Annotated in this window: 20 protein-coding genes; 4 read left to right on the top strand and 16 right to left on the bottom strand. The window is 64.5% G+C overall.

The annotated features are described in order from the left end of the window. Nucleotides 1-169: 169 nt before the first annotated feature. Genes N5A93_RS04695 through N5A93_RS04680 form a run of 4 tightly spaced genes read left to right on the top strand, consistent with a single transcriptional unit; the run spans nucleotide 170 to nucleotide 3,675 of the window. The gene (locus tag N5A93_RS04695; protein ID WP_268953897.1) at nucleotides 170-820 is read left to right on the top strand and encodes a histidine phosphatase family protein; all 651 of its coding nucleotides are present in this window, start codon (nucleotides 170-172) and stop codon (nucleotides 818-820) included. 17 nt (nucleotides 821-837) lie between these two features. Next, on the top strand, nucleotides 838-1,455 hold the full coding sequence (locus tag N5A93_RS04690) for a glutathione S-transferase family protein (RefSeq protein WP_268953973.1): 618 nt from the start codon (nucleotides 838-840) through the stop codon (nucleotides 1,453-1,455). 19 nt (nucleotides 1,456-1,474) lie between these two features. Further along, nucleotides 1,475-2,530, top strand: coding sequence for a saccharopine dehydrogenase (locus N5A93_RS04685; protein ID WP_268953896.1), 1,056 nt, complete (start codon nucleotides 1,475-1,477; stop codon nucleotides 2,528-2,530). 2 nt (nucleotides 2,531-2,532) lie between these two features. Beyond that, entirely contained in the window at nucleotides 2,533-3,675 is a 1,143-nt protein-coding gene (locus N5A93_RS04680) for a saccharopine dehydrogenase family protein (RefSeq protein WP_268953895.1), read from the top strand. A 55-nt stretch (nucleotides 3,676-3,730) separates the two neighbouring features. Here the strand turns inward: N5A93_RS04680 and N5A93_RS04675 are convergent, their stop codons facing one another. The 16 genes from N5A93_RS04675 to N5A93_RS04600 all read right to left on the bottom strand — a co-directional run bounded on the left by N5A93_RS04675 (nucleotide 3,731) and on the right by N5A93_RS04600 (nucleotide 18,769). Continuing rightward, entirely contained in the window at nucleotides 3,731-5,050 is a 1,320-nt protein-coding gene (locus N5A93_RS04675; RefSeq protein ID WP_268953894.1) for a glycine cleavage T C-terminal barrel domain-containing protein, read from the bottom strand. 215 nt (nucleotides 5,051-5,265) lie between these two features. After that, complete coding sequence (locus tag N5A93_RS04670; protein WP_268953893.1) at nucleotides 5,266-5,592, bottom strand: DUF3775 domain-containing protein; 327 nt, start codon at nucleotides 5,590-5,592, stop codon at nucleotides 5,266-5,268. Nucleotides 5,593-5,673: 81 nt separating this feature from the next. Continuing rightward, nucleotides 5,674-6,519 carry an urea carboxylase-associated family protein gene (locus tag N5A93_RS04665; RefSeq protein WP_268953892.1) on the bottom strand — a complete coding sequence of 282 codons (846 nt, stop codon included), beginning with the start codon at nucleotides 6,517-6,519 and terminating at the stop codon, nucleotides 5,674-5,676. 71 nt (nucleotides 6,520-6,590) lie between these two features. Next, nucleotides 6,591-6,779 (bottom strand): hypothetical protein, encoded by a 189-nt coding sequence (locus tag N5A93_RS04660; protein ID WP_268953891.1) that lies wholly within the window; start codon nucleotides 6,777-6,779, stop codon nucleotides 6,591-6,593. A gap of 64 nt (nucleotides 6,780-6,843) precedes the next feature. Then, nucleotides 6,844-6,996 carry a hypothetical protein gene (locus N5A93_RS04655; RefSeq protein WP_268953890.1) on the bottom strand — a complete coding sequence of 51 codons (153 nt, stop codon included), beginning with the start codon at nucleotides 6,994-6,996 and terminating at the stop codon, nucleotides 6,844-6,846. Nucleotides 6,997-7,180: 184 nt separating this feature from the next. Further along, complete coding sequence (locus tag N5A93_RS04650) at nucleotides 7,181-7,960, bottom strand: succinate dehydrogenase iron-sulfur subunit (protein WP_085819095.1); 780 nt, start codon at nucleotides 7,958-7,960, stop codon at nucleotides 7,181-7,183. A 96-nt stretch (nucleotides 7,961-8,056) separates the two neighbouring features. After that, nucleotides 8,057-9,862: a succinate dehydrogenase flavoprotein subunit gene (sdhA, locus tag N5A93_RS04645; RefSeq protein WP_268953889.1), complete on the bottom strand. Its 1,806-nt coding sequence runs from the start codon at nucleotides 9,860-9,862 to the stop codon at nucleotides 8,057-8,059. 19 nt (nucleotides 9,863-9,881) lie between these two features. Next, on the bottom strand, nucleotides 9,882-10,253 hold the full coding sequence (gene sdhD, locus N5A93_RS04640; protein WP_268953888.1) for a succinate dehydrogenase, hydrophobic membrane anchor protein: 372 nt from the start codon (nucleotides 10,251-10,253) through the stop codon (nucleotides 9,882-9,884). Nucleotides 10,254-10,267: 14 nt separating this feature from the next. Continuing rightward, nucleotides 10,268-10,651: a succinate dehydrogenase, cytochrome b556 subunit gene (sdhC, locus tag N5A93_RS04635; protein ID WP_268953887.1), complete on the bottom strand. Its 384-nt coding sequence runs from the start codon at nucleotides 10,649-10,651 to the stop codon at nucleotides 10,268-10,270. Between the two features lie 287 nt (nucleotides 10,652-10,938). Next, on the bottom strand, nucleotides 10,939-14,139 hold the full coding sequence (locus tag N5A93_RS04630; RefSeq protein ID WP_268953886.1) for an efflux RND transporter permease subunit: 3,201 nt from the start codon (nucleotides 14,137-14,139) through the stop codon (nucleotides 10,939-10,941). Beyond that, complete coding sequence (locus tag N5A93_RS04625) at nucleotides 14,132-15,115, bottom strand: efflux RND transporter periplasmic adaptor subunit (protein ID WP_372920969.1); 984 nt, start codon at nucleotides 15,113-15,115, stop codon at nucleotides 14,132-14,134. Before N5A93_RS04625 ends, N5A93_RS04630 begins: the two co-directional genes overlap by 8 nt. A gap of 108 nt (nucleotides 15,116-15,223) precedes the next feature. After that, on the bottom strand, nucleotides 15,224-16,255 hold the full coding sequence (locus tag N5A93_RS04620; protein WP_268953885.1) for a MaoC family dehydratase: 1,032 nt from the start codon (nucleotides 16,253-16,255) through the stop codon (nucleotides 15,224-15,226). Nucleotides 16,256-16,257: 2 nt separating this feature from the next. Next, the gene (locus tag N5A93_RS04615) at nucleotides 16,258-16,461 is read right to left on the bottom strand and encodes a DUF1737 domain-containing protein (RefSeq protein WP_268953884.1); all 204 of its coding nucleotides are present in this window, start codon (nucleotides 16,459-16,461) and stop codon (nucleotides 16,258-16,260) included. A gap of 4 nt (nucleotides 16,462-16,465) precedes the next feature. After that, nucleotides 16,466-17,011 (bottom strand): NnrU family protein, encoded by a 546-nt coding sequence (locus tag N5A93_RS04610; RefSeq protein WP_268953883.1) that lies wholly within the window; start codon nucleotides 17,009-17,011, stop codon nucleotides 16,466-16,468. Nucleotides 17,012-17,025: 14 nt separating this feature from the next. Beyond that, complete coding sequence (locus N5A93_RS04605; RefSeq protein ID WP_268953882.1) at nucleotides 17,026-17,889, bottom strand: HpcH/HpaI aldolase/citrate lyase family protein; 864 nt, start codon at nucleotides 17,887-17,889, stop codon at nucleotides 17,026-17,028. A 124-nt stretch (nucleotides 17,890-18,013) separates the two neighbouring features. Then, a complete protein-coding gene (locus N5A93_RS04600; protein ID WP_268953881.1) occupies nucleotides 18,014-18,769 on the bottom strand; it encodes a sulfite exporter TauE/SafE family protein in 756 nt (251 codons plus the stop codon). Nucleotides 18,770-18,818 lie beyond the last annotated feature (49 nt).

Below are 18,818 nucleotides of genomic sequence, written 5' to 3'. Positions count from 1 at the left end.
TTTTGCGGCGTCTGATCGCGCATCGTTTCCGATCGGCAACGCCATGGCCGTATCGGCCACGGCCGCGCACCCCGGGGCGCGGGCGGAAATATTTCGCGCGCCCCATCTTTCACTCTGCCTCGCGGGGCGCTAACGTGCCGCCGGTAAGCGAACAGCAGGGCGGACCGAATTGGCCGAAATCATCCTTGTGCGGCACGGGCAAGCCAACAGCCATGCCACCGATGAAACGAGTTATGACAACCTTTCGGACCTGGGCCGCGAACAGGCGGCCTGGCTGGGGGTGCACATGCGCGCGACCAATCCGCATTTCGACCGGGTGCTGACCGGCACGCTGCGCCGGCAGGCCGACACCGCGCGCGCTATGGGCTATGAGATCACCGCCCAGGATGCCCGCCTGAACGAGCTGAGCTACTTCGCGCTGGCCCAGGCGCTTGAGGATCAGCATGGCATCCCGGCACCGCGCGATCCAACCGAATTCGCCATTCACCTGCCGCAGGTCATCGACCATTGGACACGCGACACGCTCGAAGGCATTCCCGAGCCTTTCTCGGATTTCGCGGCGCGGATCACCGGCCTCGTGGACGAGGTCTGCGAGACGCCGGGGCGCACCCTGCTGGTGACGTCGGGCGGGGTGATCGGCATGGTCATGCGCCACGCGCTCGGCCTTGAAAACGGCGGCATGGCGCGGATGATGCTGCAGATCATGAACAGTTCTGTGCACCGGCTGGAATATGTCCACGACATGCTGATGGTCGGCGCATTCAACGCCACGCCCCATCTTGATACGCCCGACCGGGTACACGCCCGCACCTTCGTCTGAAAGGAAACAGGACCATGATGACATTCTATTACGCGCCCAACACCATCTCCACTGCCGTCGCCTATGCGCTTGAGGATATCGGGCTCGGCTACACGCCGGCGCCAATCGATTTCAAGGCCACCGAGCAGAGCAGCGCCGAATATCTTGCGATCAACCCCAAGGGCCGCGTGCCTGCGCTGGTCACCGATCACGGCATCCTGACCGAAACCGGCGCCATCCTTGAGTACCTGGCCAGCCTTGTGCCCGACCGCGCGCTGGTGCCCGATGATGCATGGCAGGCCGCACAGATGCGCAGCGCGATGTTCTATCTTGCCGGGACCGCGCATGTGAACCATGCCCATAAGCGTCGCGGCAGCCGTTGGGCCACACGGCAGGACTCCTTCGAGGACATGACCGCCAAGGTGCCCGAGACCATGGCCGCCACCTGCCGCTTCATCGAGGATAACTGGGCGCTCTCGCCCTTCGTGCTGGGTGAGCGGATGAGCATGGCCGACCCCTATCTCTATTCTGTCTGCACCTGGCTTGAGGGGGACAGCGTCGATATCAACGCGTTCCCGAAGCTGTCCGCCTTTTTCGCCATGATGAACGACCGCCCCGCCGGCGCCGCGATCCGCGACAAGGGCTTCCTGAGCTGAGATTCCGAAAGGACCCCCGATGACCCATCTGTGGCTTCGCGCCGAACAACGCCCCAACGAGGACCGCACCGGCCTGACCCCGGATGGCGCGGCAAAGCTGATCGCGAAGGGCATCCGCGTCACCGTCGAGGAAAGCCATAGCCGCATCATCCCGATCGACGGCTACCGCCAGGCGGGCTGCGGAATCGCCCCCGAGAATGCCTGGCCCGACGCCCCGCGCGATGCCATCATCTTCGGGCTCAAGGAACTGCCCGATGACGGCACGCCGCTGCCCCATCGTCACATCATGTTCGGCCATGCCTTCAAGGGCCAGCATTCGGGCCGCCGCCTGCTGGAGCGGTTCAGGGCCGGTGGCGGCACGCTTTATGACCTGGAATACCTGGTCGATGAACAGGGGCGCCGGGTCGCGGCCTTCGGCTACTGGGCGGGCTATGCGGGGGCGGCTGTCAGCCTGATGGCCTGGGCCGCGCAACAGGCGGGCGAAACCTGCCCCCCCGTGGCTTCTTATCCCAATAAACACGCGCTGCTCGAGGATCTGGCAGGGCGCCTTGACGCCACCGGCCAACCCCGCCCCGGCGCCATCGTGATCGGCGCGCTTGGCCGGGTCGGCACGGGTGCGGCGGATCTGTGCGAGGCGATGGAGGTGACGACCACCAGATGGGACATGGCCGAAACCGCGGGCGGCGGCCCCTTTCCGGAAATCCTGGCGCATGACATCTTTCTCAATTGCATCTTCGCGCGCCCCGGCACGCCGGTTTTCGTGCCCGCCTCGGCGCTTGACGGCGAACGCCGCCTTGGCGTCATCGGCGACGTGGCCTGCGACCCCGACAGCGATTACAACCCGGTCCCGGTCTATGATTCCGCGACCACATGGGATCGCCCGGTGACACGCGTCCATGACGACCCCCCGCTCGACGTGATGGCGATCGACAACCTGCCCTCGCTCCTGCCGCTGGAATCCTCACAGGATTACGCAGCACAGCTTCTGCCCTCGCTGCTCACATTGGGGCAGCCCGACCAGGGCGTCTGGGCGCGCGCGCGGGCCACATTCAACGACCACATGAAGGAGGTATGACCATGACCATTCACTGGTGCGGAACCGGCCTTTCGGCCATCCCCGGCCTGCGCCGCCTGATCGAGGCAGGCCATGACGTGACCGTCTGGAACCGGACGACCGACAAGGCGAAGCAGGCGGTCGGCGACCTGACGGGCAATATCCACGCCTTCGATATCGACGCGCTTGGCGCGACGCTGGCCAAGGGCGATCTGGTGGTGTCGATGCTGCCCGGCGACTGGCATGTGCCGCTGGCCGAACTGTGCATCGAGAAGGGTGCGGATTTCGTCTCCTCCTCCTATATCGCCCCCGAGATGCGCGCGCTTGACGACAAGGCCCGCGAGGCCGGCGTGACCTGCGTCAACGAAGTCGGGCTCGATCCGGGGATCGACCACCTGATGGCGCATCACCTTGTCGCCGAGTACCGCGATTCGGACGCCTATCACCCGGCCAATGACCTCAGCTTCACATCCTATTGCGGCGGCGTGCCCAAGCACCCCAACCCGTTTCGCTACAAGTTCAGCTGGTCGCCCTTGGGCGTGCTCAAGGCGCTGCGCTCGCCCTCGCGCTCGATCCGCGATTACTCGGAATTCAACGTCACCCGGCCCTGGGATGCGCTTTCCAGCTATACCGCGCCCCTGCCGACGCCCGAAACCTTCGAGGTCTACCCCAACCGCGACTCGGTGCCCTTCATCGCCGATTACCGCTTTGATCCGGCCTGGCGGATCAAGGAATTCGTGCGCGGCACGCTCCGGCTCAATGGCTGGTCCGATGCCTGGGCCGACATCTTCCGCGAGATCGAGACCCTCGAAGGCCCCGCAGGCGATGCGCGGCTCAAGGAAATGTCCGATCAGTTCTGGCAGGACCACGCCTATGACGAGGGCGAAGCGGACCGTGTTGTCCTCTGTGTCTCGCTCAAGGCCGAGCGCGACGGCAAGGTGGTCTGGCACAAGACCTACGTGATGGATGCCTGGGGCGATGCGCGCGGCACCGCGATGGCGCGGCTTGTCTCGATCCCGGTGTCGCTGGCGGTCGAGGCGGTGATGAACCGCGAGATTCCCGCCGGTGTGCATCCCGCGCCGCATGACCCGCGCCTGATCGACCGCTTCCTGGGCGAAGTCGACAAGCTGGCGCAGCATCTTCAGGTGGTCGATCACACCGCCTGACGGGGGCAAAGCGATCAATCCGGCGCGCGGCTGCGAAACGCACTGCGCGCCGCGATCATTCGGCCACGTTGCGCCCTGCGGCGCGCGCCTGTTCGCGCGCGCTTGGATGGGCCGAAGGGCGGAACGGCACCTTCACGACCTCGCCTGCCACCGGCTGCCCGGATTGCGCCGTATAGCGCTCCGGCAGTTCCACCAGGCATTTCGTGCCGATCTCCGTCATGTCCCAGGGCACATAGCCAAGCGCGATGTTGCATTCCAGTTCCGGCGACCACCAGGGCGATGTGACATAGCCCACCCGCGTGCCGTCGGGGCGCGCGATCAGCCAGAAATCGGGCGCGTAGTCGGTGATCGGGGCGCCGCCCATCTTCAGCCCCGCCAGCTTGAGGTCGAACGGATAATCGCCCGCCTCGATCCTGTCGCGCTGCGCCTCGAGCGCGGCGCGCCCGATATAATCCGCCTCCTTTTCGCGCGGCACCTGGTAGGCCAGATTGACCTGGAACGGCGAGGTTTCGGCGTCCATGTCCTGCCCCCATGACAGGATTCCCGCCGCGATCCGGCGATGATGCGCGGGCGCAATCACCCGCAAGCCGAACCGCGCGCCTTGGCCCAGCACGGCATACCACATCGCCTCGGCATTGAGCGTGGCATCGCGCAGATAGATCTCGTAACCTTTCTCGCCGGAAAACCCGGTCTGGCTGATCACCACCGAACAGCCCGCCAGCTCGCTTTCCATCAGCTCGTAATAGCGCAGCTCGCGGATCGCCTCGCCGAACATGTCGACCATCAGATCCTCGGATAACGGCCCCTGCACCTGCACCGGCGCGACATCGATCTCCTCGATCTCGACATCATGGCCAAGGCCCACATTCACGCCCTGCAACCACATGCCAAGATCGCTGTCCGAGATCGAGAACCAGAACTCGTCCTCTGCCAGCCTCAAAAGCACCGGATCGTTGAGGATCCCGCCCCGCTCGTTGCAAAGGATCGTATATTTGCCGTGCATCGGCGCGATCTTGCTGGCATCGCGTGTGATCACCCGGTTCACGAAGGCCTCGGCATCGGGGCCGCGCACCCGGATCTGGCGCTCGACCGCGACATTCCACAGCGTGACGCGATTGACCAGCGCGTCATATTCGGCCATCGCGCCGCCATCCTCGGGGCGCACATAGCCGCGCGGATGATACATGCGGTTATAGACTTCTGCGCGCCAGCAGCCCGCCTCGATCGACATGTGCCAGAACGGCGATTTGCGCACACGGGTCGAGATCAGCATCTGCACCGGCGTCGAGCCGGATTGCCTGAGGTTGATCGGCACCAGCCTGTCTGACTGCGCCACACCCGGCACGTTGGGGTGAAACCTGTCGCTCTCGCTCATGGCCCTGCCCTCCCGCCTGACGGTCAAAATCGTGCAGATGACATTGTGACAGACCACCCCGCCCCGAGTCGAGGGCACGTCCCGGCGCCGCCATCACATTGGCTTGAGTGCGCCTGTGCGCCGACAGATGCACCGACGCGATACAGACATGGCACCGACACCCTGCAGACGCCGGTTTCAATCATAAAATCAGTAGGTTGACGCCACTCGCCCGGTCAGCCCCGGCGCATCAGGTCATCTTCATCATCGACGATGGAAATCCCCAGCTCGTCCAACCCGTTCTCCAGGTGGTCCGACAGATGCGGCGTTCCCAGCAGGTAATCCGCCGTCGGCGTCGAGGCCGATGTCATCGCCGTCTGCTTGGCTTCTTCCAGATCGTCAGCGGTGAAACTCTCGCGCCCGATCCACATCAACGCCACAAGGCTGGCCTGTTCCTCCTCGCTCAGCCGGTCGATGAAACCGCGCAGCTCAGGCTCGGCGCGATCCAGCTCGCGCGCCATCAGCACCACCTGCGCGATCTTGTATGTGCTTATATCCAGCATGGTCCGTCTCCTGTTCGCATGACCCGCGCCAGATTGGGTCAAGCCCCTGGCCCCGTCTTTGATCTTACGCAAGATTGCGCATCAGCGCCCGTGGCTGCGATCATAACCGTTCACCGGCGGCGACGACCACCCCTTCAGCGCATCATCTTCGGGCGCGAAGATCTCGATCAGCAGCGGATGACAGGCCGCCGCGTCGCTTGTGTGCTCTGCGGAACAATCGCCACCCGGACAGGCGCTGAGCGCGCCCAGAAGGTCGATTTCCGCCATGAATTCAAGGTGATCGCCGGGGCGCACGGGGCTCGCCTTCATGAAATACTGCCCGGTATCGCGAGTGAACCCGGTGCACATGAAAACATTGAGAACGTCATGCACATGCGGTTCCGCCTCCTGCAGGCTCAGCCCGGTCGCATCGGCCAGCGCGCGTGTCAGGTTGGAATGGCAGCAATGGTGATACTGAACGCCGCTCAGCAGGTTGCCGGTGTAGGGATCGCAGCGCGTGCCGATCACGTCATGCACCGATCCGCCGAATCCGTCGATTCCGTACCAGTCCAGCGTATCGGTGGTGATCGTCGCCATCGGACGCAGATAGGGAAAGCCGGACCACATCCGTTCGCCGGTGGTGAGATGCGTGCCATGCAGCGCGCGCGTCTTGCCCGAATAGAACCGCTCGGACAGGTCATCCGCGTTCCACAGGTTGAGGTCGCCCACCTGCGGCCCCCCGACCGACGTGATCCTGAAGAACTGCCCCGCGCTGACGCGGAAAGCCGCCGCATCGCGCGGCGCGACCGTCACCTCGTCGATCTTGCGCGCCCCTTGACGCGCGGCGGCGTATAGCGCCATGTCCGGCCTGGGCAGAGTCTCGTTTGGATAGCAGATCACCGGCGCTACGGCGCGCCGCGCTTGGGCATCTTCGGGGGCTGCGGTCATGGCATGTCCTCTTCGTGCATATGCGGCTACATGCTCCGATCGGACGAATGTTTTCAAGTGCCCGCGGCGCCTCATTTGAAGCGCAGGCAATCACGCGGCGCCGTGTCACCGCCCGTCTCGGCGCCGCAATAGGCACAGCGCCAGACACCCCGGCTGCGGTCCTGCCGCCAGCGGCAGTTCCGGGTCAGGGTCGTGGTCTGGTGACGCCACAGAAAATAGATGACGACACCGACCAGCAGAATCAGCAGAAAGACGAACATTCAAAGGCCCCGGCCACTTCCGGACCCCGTCGTAAAGCAAAGCGGCGCGGCTTGAAACCTGGTCTCAGGCCGCCCGATGATACTGGAACAGCCCTTCGTCGTCGGCAGGGCCTGCCGTCACCGGCAACACTTCGTCATCGTAATAGGCCCATGCCTGCTCAAGCAGCGTCAAGGCCTCCTCGGCAGTGGTCTTCGCGGTTTGGGATTGCTGTGTCATAGGTCACTCCAGATTCCAAAGTGCCTCCCTGACATGAATAATAGGGACGATCCCCGCCCGTGACATCCCACAATGTTGCATGCGAGCAATGCTTTTGCTGCAATGCAGCAACGCCGCTTCAACCCGGATCGGGCGGCACCACGCGAGGCGCCGAGATACCGATCCGCGATGTCCCAAGTCCGCGTCAGACCGCGCGTTCGACCATCAGCTTCTTGATCTCGGCGATGGCCTTGGCCGGATTGAGGCCCTTGGGGCAGGTCTTGGTGCAGTTCATGATCGTGTGGCAGCGATAGAGCTTGAACGGATCCTCCAGATCGTCGAGCCGCTCGCCCGTGGCCTCGTCGCGGCTGTCGATGATCCAGCGATAGGCATGCAACAGGGCCGCCGGTCCAAGATACTTGTCGCCGTTCCACCAATAGCTGGGGCAGGCGGTCGAGCAACTGGCGCACATCACGCATTCGTAAAGCCCGTCCAGCTTCTCGCGGTCCTCGATCGACTGCCGCCATTCCTTGGCGGGGCGGTTCGTCTTGGTCTCCAGCCACGGCATGATACTGGCATGCTGCGCGTAGAAATGCGTCAGGTCGGGGATCAGGTCCTTGACCACCGGCATATGCGGCAGCGGATAGATCTTCACGTCGCCCTTGATCTCGTCCATGCCGTAGATACAGGCCAGCGTGTTGATCCCGTCGATATTCATCGCGCAAGACCCGCAGATCCCCTCGCGGCAGGACCGCCTGAAGGTCAGCGTCGGGTCGATCTTGTTCTTGATGTAGATCAGCGCATCCAGAACCATCGGCCCGCAATCGTCCATATCGACGAAATAGGTGTCGACGCTGGGGTTGTCGCCCTCATCCGGGTTCCAGCGATAGATCTGGAACTTGCGCAGGTTGCTCGCACCCTCCGGCTTGGGCCAGGTCTTGCCCCGGATCATGCGCGAATTCTTGGGGAGTCTGAGTTGAACCATTCTTTTCTCCTGTTCAGGCGGCGCGCGCCCTGCCTTGGGGCCACTGCCCACTGGCCTCTTTCGTTCCCTGCGCCTTGATGCGCATGCGGCAAGACATCAGAATGTCCGTTCCTTCGGTGCGATCTTCTTGAGGCTGATCCCGCCCTCTTTCTCGGTCGAAAGCGGCGCCTCGATCACCGGGCGGTATTCCAGGCTGGTCTTGTTGCCATCGACCCGTGCGATCGTATGCACCCGCCAGGTCTTGTCGTCGCGATCCGGGAAATCCTCGTGCGCATGGGCGCCGCGGCTTTCCTGGCGCGCCTCGGCCCCGGCGATGGTAGCCAGCGCGTTCGGCATGAGGTTGGTCAGCTCCAGCGTCTCCATCAGGTCCGAGTTCCACACCAATGAACGGTCGGTGACCTGCAGGTCATCCAGCTTGCCGGCGATCTCGCCCATCTTCTTGAGGCCGTCGGCCAGAGTCTTGGATGTGCGGAACACGGCGGCGTCTTCCTGCATGGTCTTCTGCATCTCGAGCCGCAGATCGGCGGTCGACACCGCGCCGTCGGCATGGCGCAACCCATCGAAGCGATCAAGCGCCTTGTCCACATGCGCCGTGTTGGTCGCGGGCACCGCGCTTTCGGCATCCACGACATTACCCGCGCGAATGGCGGCGGCGCGCCCGAACACCACAAGGTCGATCAGCGAATTGGAGCCAAGCCGGTTCGCCCCATGAACACTGGCGCAACCCGCCTCGCCCACGGCCATCAGGCCGGGTAGGATATTGTTGGGGTCTTTGGCCGTGGGGTTCAGCACCTCGCCCCAATAATTCGTCGGGATGCCGCCCATGTTGTAATGCACCGTCGGCAGCACCGGGATCGGCTCCTTGGTCACGTCGACGCCCGCGAAGATGCGCGCGCTTTCCGAAATGCCGGGCAGTCGCAGTTGCAACGCCTCCTTGGGCAGGTGGCTAAGGTTAAGGTGGATATGGTCGCCATGGGTGCCCACGCCCCGGCCCTCGCGGATTTCCATCGTCATCGAGCGGCTGACATAGTCGCGCGGCGCCAGGTCCTTGTAGTTGGGCGCATAGCGCTCCATGAACCGCTCGCCTTCCGAGTTGGTCAGATAACCGCCCTCGCCGCGTGCGCCCTCGGTGATCAGGCAGCCCGAGCCGTAGATGCCGGTCGGGTGGAACTGCACGAATTCCATGTCCTGAAGCGGCAGCCCCGCGCGCGCCACCATGCCGCCACCGTCACCGGTGCAGGTATGGGCGCTGGTGGCGCTGAAATAGGCGCGCCCGTAGCCGCCCGTCGCCAGCACGACCATCTTGGCATTGAACACGTGGATCGTGCCGTCATCCAGTTTCCAGCAGACCACGCCGGTGCAGGCGCCGTCATCGCTCATGATCAGGTCGATGGCGAAATATTCGATGTAGAACTCGGCCTTCTGCTTGAGGCTCTGTCCGTAAAGCGTGTGCAGGATCGCGTGGCCGGTGCGGTCGGCGGCGGCGCAGGTGCGCTGCACCGGCGGACCTTCGCCGAATTCGGTGGTATGGCCGCCAAAGGGGCGCTGATATATCTTGCCCTCTTCAGTGCGCGAGAACGGCACCCCGTAATGTTCCAGCTCGTAAACCGCCTTGGGCGCCTCGCGGGCCAGGTATTCCATCGCGTCCGTGTCGCCCAGCCAGTCGCTGCCTTTCACGGTGTCATACATGTGCCACTGCCAGTGGTCCGGCCCCATGTTGCTGAGCGACGCGGCGATCCCGCCCTGAGCCGCGACCGTATGCGAGCGGGTCGGGAACACCTTGGTCACACAGGCCGTGCGCAAACCCTGTTCGGCCATGCCCAGCGTGGCGCGCAGCCCCGCGCCGCCAGCCCCGACGACAACCACGTCGTAATCATGTGTCTCGTATTCGTAAGCAGCCATTGCTTGAAAACTCCGGGGTTTAAAGAGCCAGTTTGACGACGGCGAACATGCCCGTGGCCATCAGTCCGTAGGATAGCACGGTCACGCCGATGATCAGGATCTTGCGGGTCATGCCGCGCGCATAATCCTCGATCATGGTCTGCGCGCCCTTGCGGAAATGCTGAAGCCCGACATAAAGCACCAAAAGCGTCAGGATCGCCATCGCCGGATGCGCGAACACCGCCGTGACCTCTTCGTGGGTGCCGCCGATGCTGCGGCCCAGTATGAACAGGAACGCCGGAATGATCAGCGCCAGGCCGACGGCGCTGACGGTCATGTACCAGTGATGCTCGGTTCCGCTATGGGCGGCGCCAAGGCCCTCGGCGCGCTTGCGTGCAGTCAGATAACGCATGGCTGGCCTCCCTTTCAGATGATGATCAATGTGATGACGGTCAGAACGACCGAGCCGCCGATGCAAACCCAGCCGAGGATCTCGGAGGTGGGAATGTCCAGCCCCTTGCCCGCGTCGTAGTAAAGATGACGCAACCCTGCCAGGTAGTGATACCAGATCGCCCAGAGCGACAGCGTCAGCACCAGGTCACCGAACCACGAGGTCAGAACCGAATCCGCCAGCGCGAAATATTCCGGCCCCGTCGCCGCGGCCAGCAGCCACCAGATGATCAGAAAGACGGCGACGATCAGCGCGTTGCCGGTCAGCCGCGTCAGGATCGACGTGATCGAGGTGAGTTGCGGGCGATAGACTTGCAGATGCGGTGAAAGCGGGCGGTCGCCCCGGTTCACGTCGGCCATGGTCGGTCCCTTCGTTTTCGTCTGCCTGCGCATGGCCCGCCCCTGCGGGCCGCGTGGGTTCACGGGAATCTTTTAGCGCCCCAGATGTTTTTGCACAGCCCCAATCACCGGAAACTTTCGGCATTTCCATGTAGAAAGGTCTGTTTGTGATCACATAAATTACCGCGTGATCACAAAACCTTGCGTCTTCGGCGCATTTTGCAGCGATCACCGCCACGAAAGAGACTCGGCCGCGCCGTCGCGCCATGCCTCTCAATGGTCTTTATTCGTGATCACAAAAAAACCTCTCAGGTCTTGAACACCCGGTAGATCGCGGGAATCACCAGCACCGTCAGCAACGTGGACGAGATCAGCCCGAAGAACAACGACAATGCCAGCCCCTGAAAGATCGGATCGGCCAGGATTACCGCAGCCCCGATCATCGCCGCCAGCGCCGTCAGCAGGATCGGCCTGAACCGGATCGCCCCGGCCTCGATCAGGATCTCCTGCATGGTCTTGCCCTCGGGGTCGGTGTGTCGGATGAAATCCACCAGCAGGATCGAGTTGCGCACGATGATCCCCGCCAGCGCGATGAACCCGATCATCGACGGCGCCGAAAAGGGCGCGCCCCACAGCCAATGACCCACCATGATGCCGATGAAGGTCAGCGGCACCGGCGTCAGGATCACCAGCGGCACGCGGAACGAACCGAACTGCGCGACCACAAGAATATAGATGCCCAGGATCGCCACCGCGAAGGCCGCGCCCATGTCGCGGAAGGTAACGAAAGTGACCTCCCATTCACCGTCCCACAACAGCGTCACGCCGCTTTCGTCGTCAGGTTGGCCATTCATGGCGATGCGGGGCTTCTGGCCCTCGGGCCAGTCCATCGCGTCGATCTTGTCGGCGACCTCCAGCATCCCGTAAAGCGGCGCCTCGAAATCCCCGGCCAGTTCCGCCGTCACCATCTCGAGGTTGCGCCCGTTGCGCCGGAAAATCGGGAACGAGGCCGCCTCGTCCTGAAGCTCGACCACGTCGCCCAGTTCGACCACGCCACGCGCGCCGGGCAGCACGTTCGCCGGGATCGGCGTGGACAGAAAGCGCTGGTCGACCACCCGGTCGCCCTTGGCCCGCGCCACCGTCAGGGGGATCGGGTCGCGCCCCTCGCCGCGATGCGAATAGCCCACGACGGTCTGACCATTTAGGATCTCCAGCGTGTCGAACACATCGCTTTCCTGCACGCCGAAGAATTCCAGATCGTCGCTGGAAATCGTCACCCGCTGGCGGCGCGGCTGTTCGCCGAAACTGTCATCCACATCGACGATGAAAGGCACCTCCCCGAAGGCGCCGCGCAGCTTGCGGGCCACGTCGCGCCGGGTTTCGGCGTCAGGGCCGTAGATTTCGGCCAGCAGCGTCGCCAGAACCGGCGGGCCGGGTGGCGGTTCGACGGTTTTCAAGACCGTGCCTTCGGGCAGATCCAGCCCCGTCAGCCTCTCGCGCAGGTCCAGCGCGATGTCGTGGCTGGTGCGCTCGCGCGCGCCCTTGGGCGCCAGCATGATCTGCACGTCGCCCTGTTCGGGCATGGTGCGCAGATAGTAATGCCGCACAAGGCCATTGAAATTGAAGGGGGCCGCGGCACCGGCATGGGTCTGCGCCTCGATCACCTCGGGCAGGTCCATCGCCTTCTGCGCCACCTGCTGCACCACCGCATCCGTCGCCTCGACCGATGCGCCCTCGGGCAGGTCAACGACCACCGACAGTTCCGACTTGTTGTCAAACGGCAGGAGCTTGACCGTCACGTCCTTGGTATAAAGCAGCCCAAGCGAGCCGAAGGACACCACCACAGTCACCGCCAGGAACAGACCGCTGCGCGCCTTGGTCGCAAGGATCGGCACCGCCACCCGGCGATAAATCCGCCCCAGACGGCCCTCGCCCTCTTCATGGTGGCCACTGCCGCCCCGGCCCGCCACCTTCACCATCAACCACGGCGTCACCATCACGGCCACGAAGAACGAGAAGATCATCGCCGCCGAGGCATTGGCCGGGATCGGGCTCATGTATGGACCCATGAGGCCGGACACGAACAGCATCGGCAGCAGCGCCGCAACCACGGTCAGTGTGGCGACGATGGTTGGATTGCCCACCTCGGCCACCGCGTCGATCGCGGCCTGGATGCGGCTTTTGTTGCGGTCCAGTTGCCAGTGCCGCGCGATATTCTCGATCACGACAATGGCGTCATCGACCAGGATGCCGATGGAAAAGATCAGCGCGAACAGCGACACGCGGTTGAGCGTGTATCCCATGATCCAGGCGGCGAACAGCGTCAGCAGGATGGTCATCGGGATGACCACCGCCACCACGATGCTTTCGCGCCAGCCGATCGACAGCCACACCAGCGCGATGATCGACACCGTCGCCAGCGCCAGGTGGAACAGCAGCTCGTTGGCCTTCTCATTGGCGGTTTCGCCGTAGTCGCGCGTCACCGACAGCGCCACGCTCTCGGGGATCAGCTCGCCCTCCAGCATGTGAACCCGGTGCAGGATCTCTTCGGCCACCACCACCGCATTCGCGCCCGCCCGCTTGGCCAGCGCCAGCGTGACGGCCGGTGCGCGGTGCAGTTCGCCCGCCTCGTCTCGGGTGACATTGGCGACATAATGCTCGGACATGTCCGGCACGAAGGCGATATCGGCCACGTCCCCCACATAGACGGGCCGCTCGTCGCGCGTGGTCAGCAGCAGACCGGCGATCTCGGCCGGGCCGGTCAGGGTCTCGCCCGCGATCAGGTCGATCTGGGACCCGTCATCGCGTACCAGCCCCGTGCTGAAGGCCCGGTTGGCGCTTTGGACCTTGCCGGCGAGCTGTTGCAGGGTCACGCCATGCATCGCCAGCCTTTCGGGATCGGGCGCGATGCGGATCGCCTCCTGTGCCTCGCCGGTCAGGTAGGTCAGGCCGATATCCTCGATCTTGGTCAGTTCTCCGCGCAGCGCCCGCGCGATCCGCGTGAGGTCATAGGAGGAAACCTCGTGCCCCGCCTTGCCCGAAAGGGTCAGCGTCACGATGGCCACATCGTTGATTCCGCGCCCGACGATCAACGGCTCGGGGATCCCCACCGGGATCCGGTCCAGGTTGGCGCGCACTTTTTCATGCACCCGCAGGATGGCGGTATCCGCCGACGTGCCCGCCTCGAACCGCGCTGTCACCATCGCCCCGTCATCGCGCGTCTGGGAATAGACATGCTCCACGTCGTCGATGGCCTGCACGATGTTTTCCATCGGCTCACTCACCAACTGCACCGCATCCTCGGCGGTCAGCCCCGAGGCGCTGATATGGATATCCACCAGCGGCACGGAAATCTGCGGCTCTTCCTCGCGCGGCAGACTGACCAGCGCGATCAGCCCCACGGCCAGCGCCGCCAAGATCAGAAGCGGGGTCAGCGGCGAAGTGATGAACGCCTTCGTCAGCCCCCCGGCCAGCCCGAGGCCCCGGCCGCCTTCGCCCTGCTCACTCATCCCCGGTCACCACCACGTCGCCGGGCCTCAGGCCGGTCAGGATCTCGATCATCCCGGCGCCATCCACCTCGTGCACCGGCCCCGGCACGACGCTGCGCAGCACCGTGCCGCCCTCATGCGCCACATTCAGAAAATCAAGCCCCGCGCGCGTGATCAGCGCACCCTGCGGCACCAACAGCGCCTCATGCTGGCCCACCGGCAGGCGCACCAGCACCCGCGCATCCACGAAACGCGCGCTCAGCCCTTCGACCTCGACATCGGCGATCACGCGCCCGTTCTCGATCAGCGGATAGACCTTGGCCAGCCGCCCCTCGCGCGCGCCCTCCGGCCCCTCGATCTGGATCGCGTCGCCCTCGACCAGCGCGGTTGCATGCCGCTCGGGCACCGCGAGGCGCAAGAACACGCCGCCGCCGCCAAGGGTGGCGATGGTCTGGCCCGGCGTCACCACCGCGCCCGTCGTCACCGGCACATCCAGAACCACGCCTCCAAGCGGCGCATGGACCTTGCCTTCGGCCACCTGCTGTTCGATGACATGCCTGTCGGCCTTCGCCGCCGCGATCTCGTTGGCGATGACCTCGACCTGCGTGCGCAATGAATCGAGCCGCTGCACCGTGGTCACGCCGCGCGCCAGCAACTCCTCGCCGCGCGCCAGCTCGGTCTCGGCGTTCTCAAGCCGCGATTGCGCCGCCTGGATCTGCGCGTCGATGGCGCGCAGCTGGAAATTCTGCTTGGCGTCCACCACGCGGCCCAGCTGGTCGCCGCTCTCGACGCGGTCGCCCTCGGCTACCAGCAATTCTTCCAGCGTGCCGCCCAGCCGGGCACGCGCCGGAACCCTGTCACGGGTCTCGACCCGCCCATAAACCGCCTTCCAGTCGGTGACGGTCACGGGTTCCACGACAAGGTCGGCTGCCAAGACCGGCGAGGCCATGAGGAGGATCGATGCGATTACCCTCAAGGTGGGCCATTTCATGGGCATGGGCGTGCTCCGACAGCTGGGACAATTGCGCGAACATAGTCATTCACATTCTAAAAACAATATGTGAATGGCCGAAACCGCCCCGGATGCGATCCGCGCCGCCCGGACTCATACGGGGATCAACGCCCAGTAATCCAGATCCAGCATCACATGAGACAGGTATTTACCATCTTCGCCCTTGCGTGTGAACGGCTCTCCGCCCTTGGTCGCCACCAGCCGCAACCGGATCGCGCCAACGCCGGGCGCCGGGGTTTCGGCCTTGTCCAGCACTTCGGACCAGGCCCGGATCGTATCGCCACCATAACAGGGGTTCGCATGCGCCCCGCCATTCAGCCCGACGATCATCTGCGCATTCGCCAGCCCGTTGAAGCTGAGTGCGCGCGCCATCGAGATCACATGCCCGCCATAGATCAGGCGGCGGCCATCTTCGCGCGCGGTGACATCGTAATGCACCTTGGCCGTGTTCTGCCAGAGGCGCGTCGCCATCATGTGCTCGGCCTCCTCGACGGTCACGCCATCGACATGGTCGATCAGTTCGCCCGGCTCGTAATCGCCCCAGCGATGCGGCTCGCCCGCCAGAGTGAAATCGTAATCCGAGAAATCCAGCCCCTCGGGCACCACAAGGTCGCCCGCCTCCAGCGCGGGCTTGAGATCGGGAATCACCGTTTCGGGCGCGGGGGCGTCCATGTCATGCTTGCGCACCATCACCCAGCGGACGTAATCCATCACCACTTCGCCGCGCTGGTTCTCGCCGCGCGTGCGCACCCAGACCACGCCCGATTTCCCGTTGGAATTCTGCTTGAGCCCGATCACCTCGGAAGTGGCGCGCAGCGTATCCCCCGGCCAGACCGGCTTGAGCCAGCGCCCCTCGGCATAACCCAGGTTGGCCAGCGCGTTCAGGGACACGTCCGGCACCGTCTTGCCGAACACCATATGGAACGCCGCCAGGTCATCCATCGGGCTCGCGGGCAGGCCGCATCCGCGCGCAAACTCGTCCGACGAATAGAGCGCATGACGCGCCGGATAAAGCGCGTGGTAAAGGGCGCGCTCGCCGCCGGACACGGTGCGCGGCACCGCGTGCCCGATCACATCGCCGACGCGGTAATCTTCGAAAAACCGGCCCGGATTGGTCTTGGCCATGCTTATTGTTCTCCCAGTTTCAGATCAGGGCTGTACGCGCCCTCGACCTCTTTCACCACGGCCTGACCGCAGCGCATCACCCCATTGGCATGATCATATGCATAGGTCGGAGAGCCATGGAGCGCCCAGCCCTTGTCCAGCGCCGCGCTGACCTTGTGGCAGAATGCCGACGTGTCGTCGCCCGACAGGAAGCGATAGAGTTTCATCGCGTCACCCGAAAACCGGATAGCCCAGCCAGTAGTGGATCGCCGAGATCACCGCGAAAAGCACCACCGTCCCGCCAAGCGCCGCGATTTCCTTGCTCTTGGGCGCAGGCGCGGGCCGGGTCCATTCAGGCTGGGATTTGTTGATGACGATCATCTCGACCACCGCCCAGGCCAGCAAACCGCCGAACAGCACGAACGAGGGCACGTCGCCATTGACCAGCAGATGCGCCAGCGCCCAGACCTTGACGCCCGCCAGCATCGGGTGGCGCATCTTGCGGGCCAGCCCGGTCTGCATCCCCGAGACGGCGAACAGATAGACCGACAGCAGCATCAACAGATTGTTGATGCCCACCGTCGCCGGATGCCGCCCCCAGAGAAACGCGCCATCCGCCGCGCGATAGCCGATCACCATCAGCACCAGGCCCGCCAGGATAACCAGCGCCGCCAGCCCCTTACCGGCGTTCCCCATGCCTTCGCGCGCGCCGGGGGCGAAGCGCTTGAACATATGCCCCGCCACCCAGAGGGCCAAACCCAGAAAAAGATATGTCATGCCATGCTACTCCGCTACTCCGCTGCCATTTCCCTGATCGCCGCGGCCTTGCCCAGCAGGCGCTTGGCGGCGACCACATGCAGGTTCTCGACGATTTGCCCGTCCACCACGGCCACACCCTGCCCCGAGGCCTTGCTTTCCTCATAGGCGGCGATCTGGCGCTCGGCGGTCTCGATTTCCGACTGCGTCGGCGCAAAGGCGGTGTTGGTCACCTCGATCTGCGCGGGGTGGATCAATGTCTTGCCATCAAAGCCAAGGTCGCGCCCCTGCTCGCATTCGGCCTTCAGCCCGTCACCATCGCGGAACCGGTTATAGACCCCGTCGATCGCCACGACACCGCGCGCCGCGCGCGCCGCCATCACGACCATCTGCAAGGCGCTCATCAGCGGCAGGCGGTCGGCGCGGTAGCGGCAGCCAAGATCCTTGGTCAGGTCGTTGGTCCCCGTCACCAGCCCCGTGACCTGCGCATGGGCGGCGATCTCGCGGGCGTTGAACACGCTGGCGGGCGTTTCCATCATCACCCAGATCGGCACCTGCGGTCCCAGCATATCGGCCAGGTTGTCCACGTCCGACGGCGTGTTGACCTTGGGCAACAGGATCGCATCCGCCCCCGCCTCGCCCAGCACGCGCACATCCTCAAGACCCCATTCGGTGGTCAGCGCATTGATCCGCACGATCCGCGACCGCTTGCCATAGCCACCCTCGCCAAGCGCACGCGCCAGCGTCTCGCGGGCTTCGGCCTTGGCCTCGGGCGCGACCGCGTCCTCCAGATCGAAGATGATCGCATCGGCCGGCAGCTCGCGCGCCTTTTCAAGCGCCCGTTCCTTGGAACCGGGAATGTAAAGAACCGAGCGGTAGGGTCGCGTCGCGGTATCCATCTGAAGCCTGTCTCCCGAGTCACTGCCGAAATAAACTTGCGCCGGAATGCCACTTTTCGCGCGAAAAATTCAAGTGCTTTGTCGCCGCAATGCAGAAAACGCCACCTTCACGGCCCCCGATCACCTAGGTCAGCGCGTCCCAGATCAGCTTGCCGCCGGTCAATGTCAACAACACATAGGTGACCGCAAAGAACAACCGCTCCGACACCATCCGGTGCGCGCGCACCCCCAGCCACGCGCCAAACACCGCAACCGGCGCCAGCACGAGGTCGATCAGCAAGGTTTCTGCGGTGAATATGCCCAGAAACGCGTAGGGCACGAATTTCACGATATTGTAGACCCAGAAGGTCAGCACCGTCGTCGCCTGAAAGGTCGTCTTGTCCAATCGCTGCGACAACAGATATGCGGCGGCGGGCGGGCCGCCCGCATGGCTGACGAAGCTCGTGAACCCGGCCACCACACCGGCCAGCACCCCCGCCCATCCCGGCAACGGCCTTGCCGCCACGCGCATCAGCCCCGCGCGCAGCGCGATCTGCCAGCCCACGAACAGGAAACAGACCGCCCCGATCAGCAGTCGCAACAGATCGGCATCCGCCACCCTGTAAAGCGCCGCGCCCAGAGCCACCCCCGGCACCCCGCCCAGCACCAGCCGGCGTGCATCGCGCCAGTTCCAGCGCCGCCAATAGGGCCTGAGCGTCGAGACATCGATCAGCATCAACAGCGGCAGCATGATGCCCAGCGCCTGCCCCGGCGGCACCACCAGAGCCAGAATCGACGCGCCCGCAAATGCCGCGCCCGAGCCGAATCCGCCCTTGGAAATCCCGGCCATCAGCACCGCAGGCACCGCAACCGCAAAAACGCCCAACTCGATTGACAGCATGGTATTTGCCCATAAACCCCTGTTTCCCCGCCCTGTTAGCGCGTTTCAG

The organism is Roseovarius salincola, from assembly GCF_026891095.1.
Classification (GTDB): Bacteria; Pseudomonadota; Alphaproteobacteria; order Rhodobacterales; family Rhodobacteraceae; genus Roseovarius; species Roseovarius salincola.
This window is presented reverse-complemented; position numbering and strand designations above follow the sequence as displayed.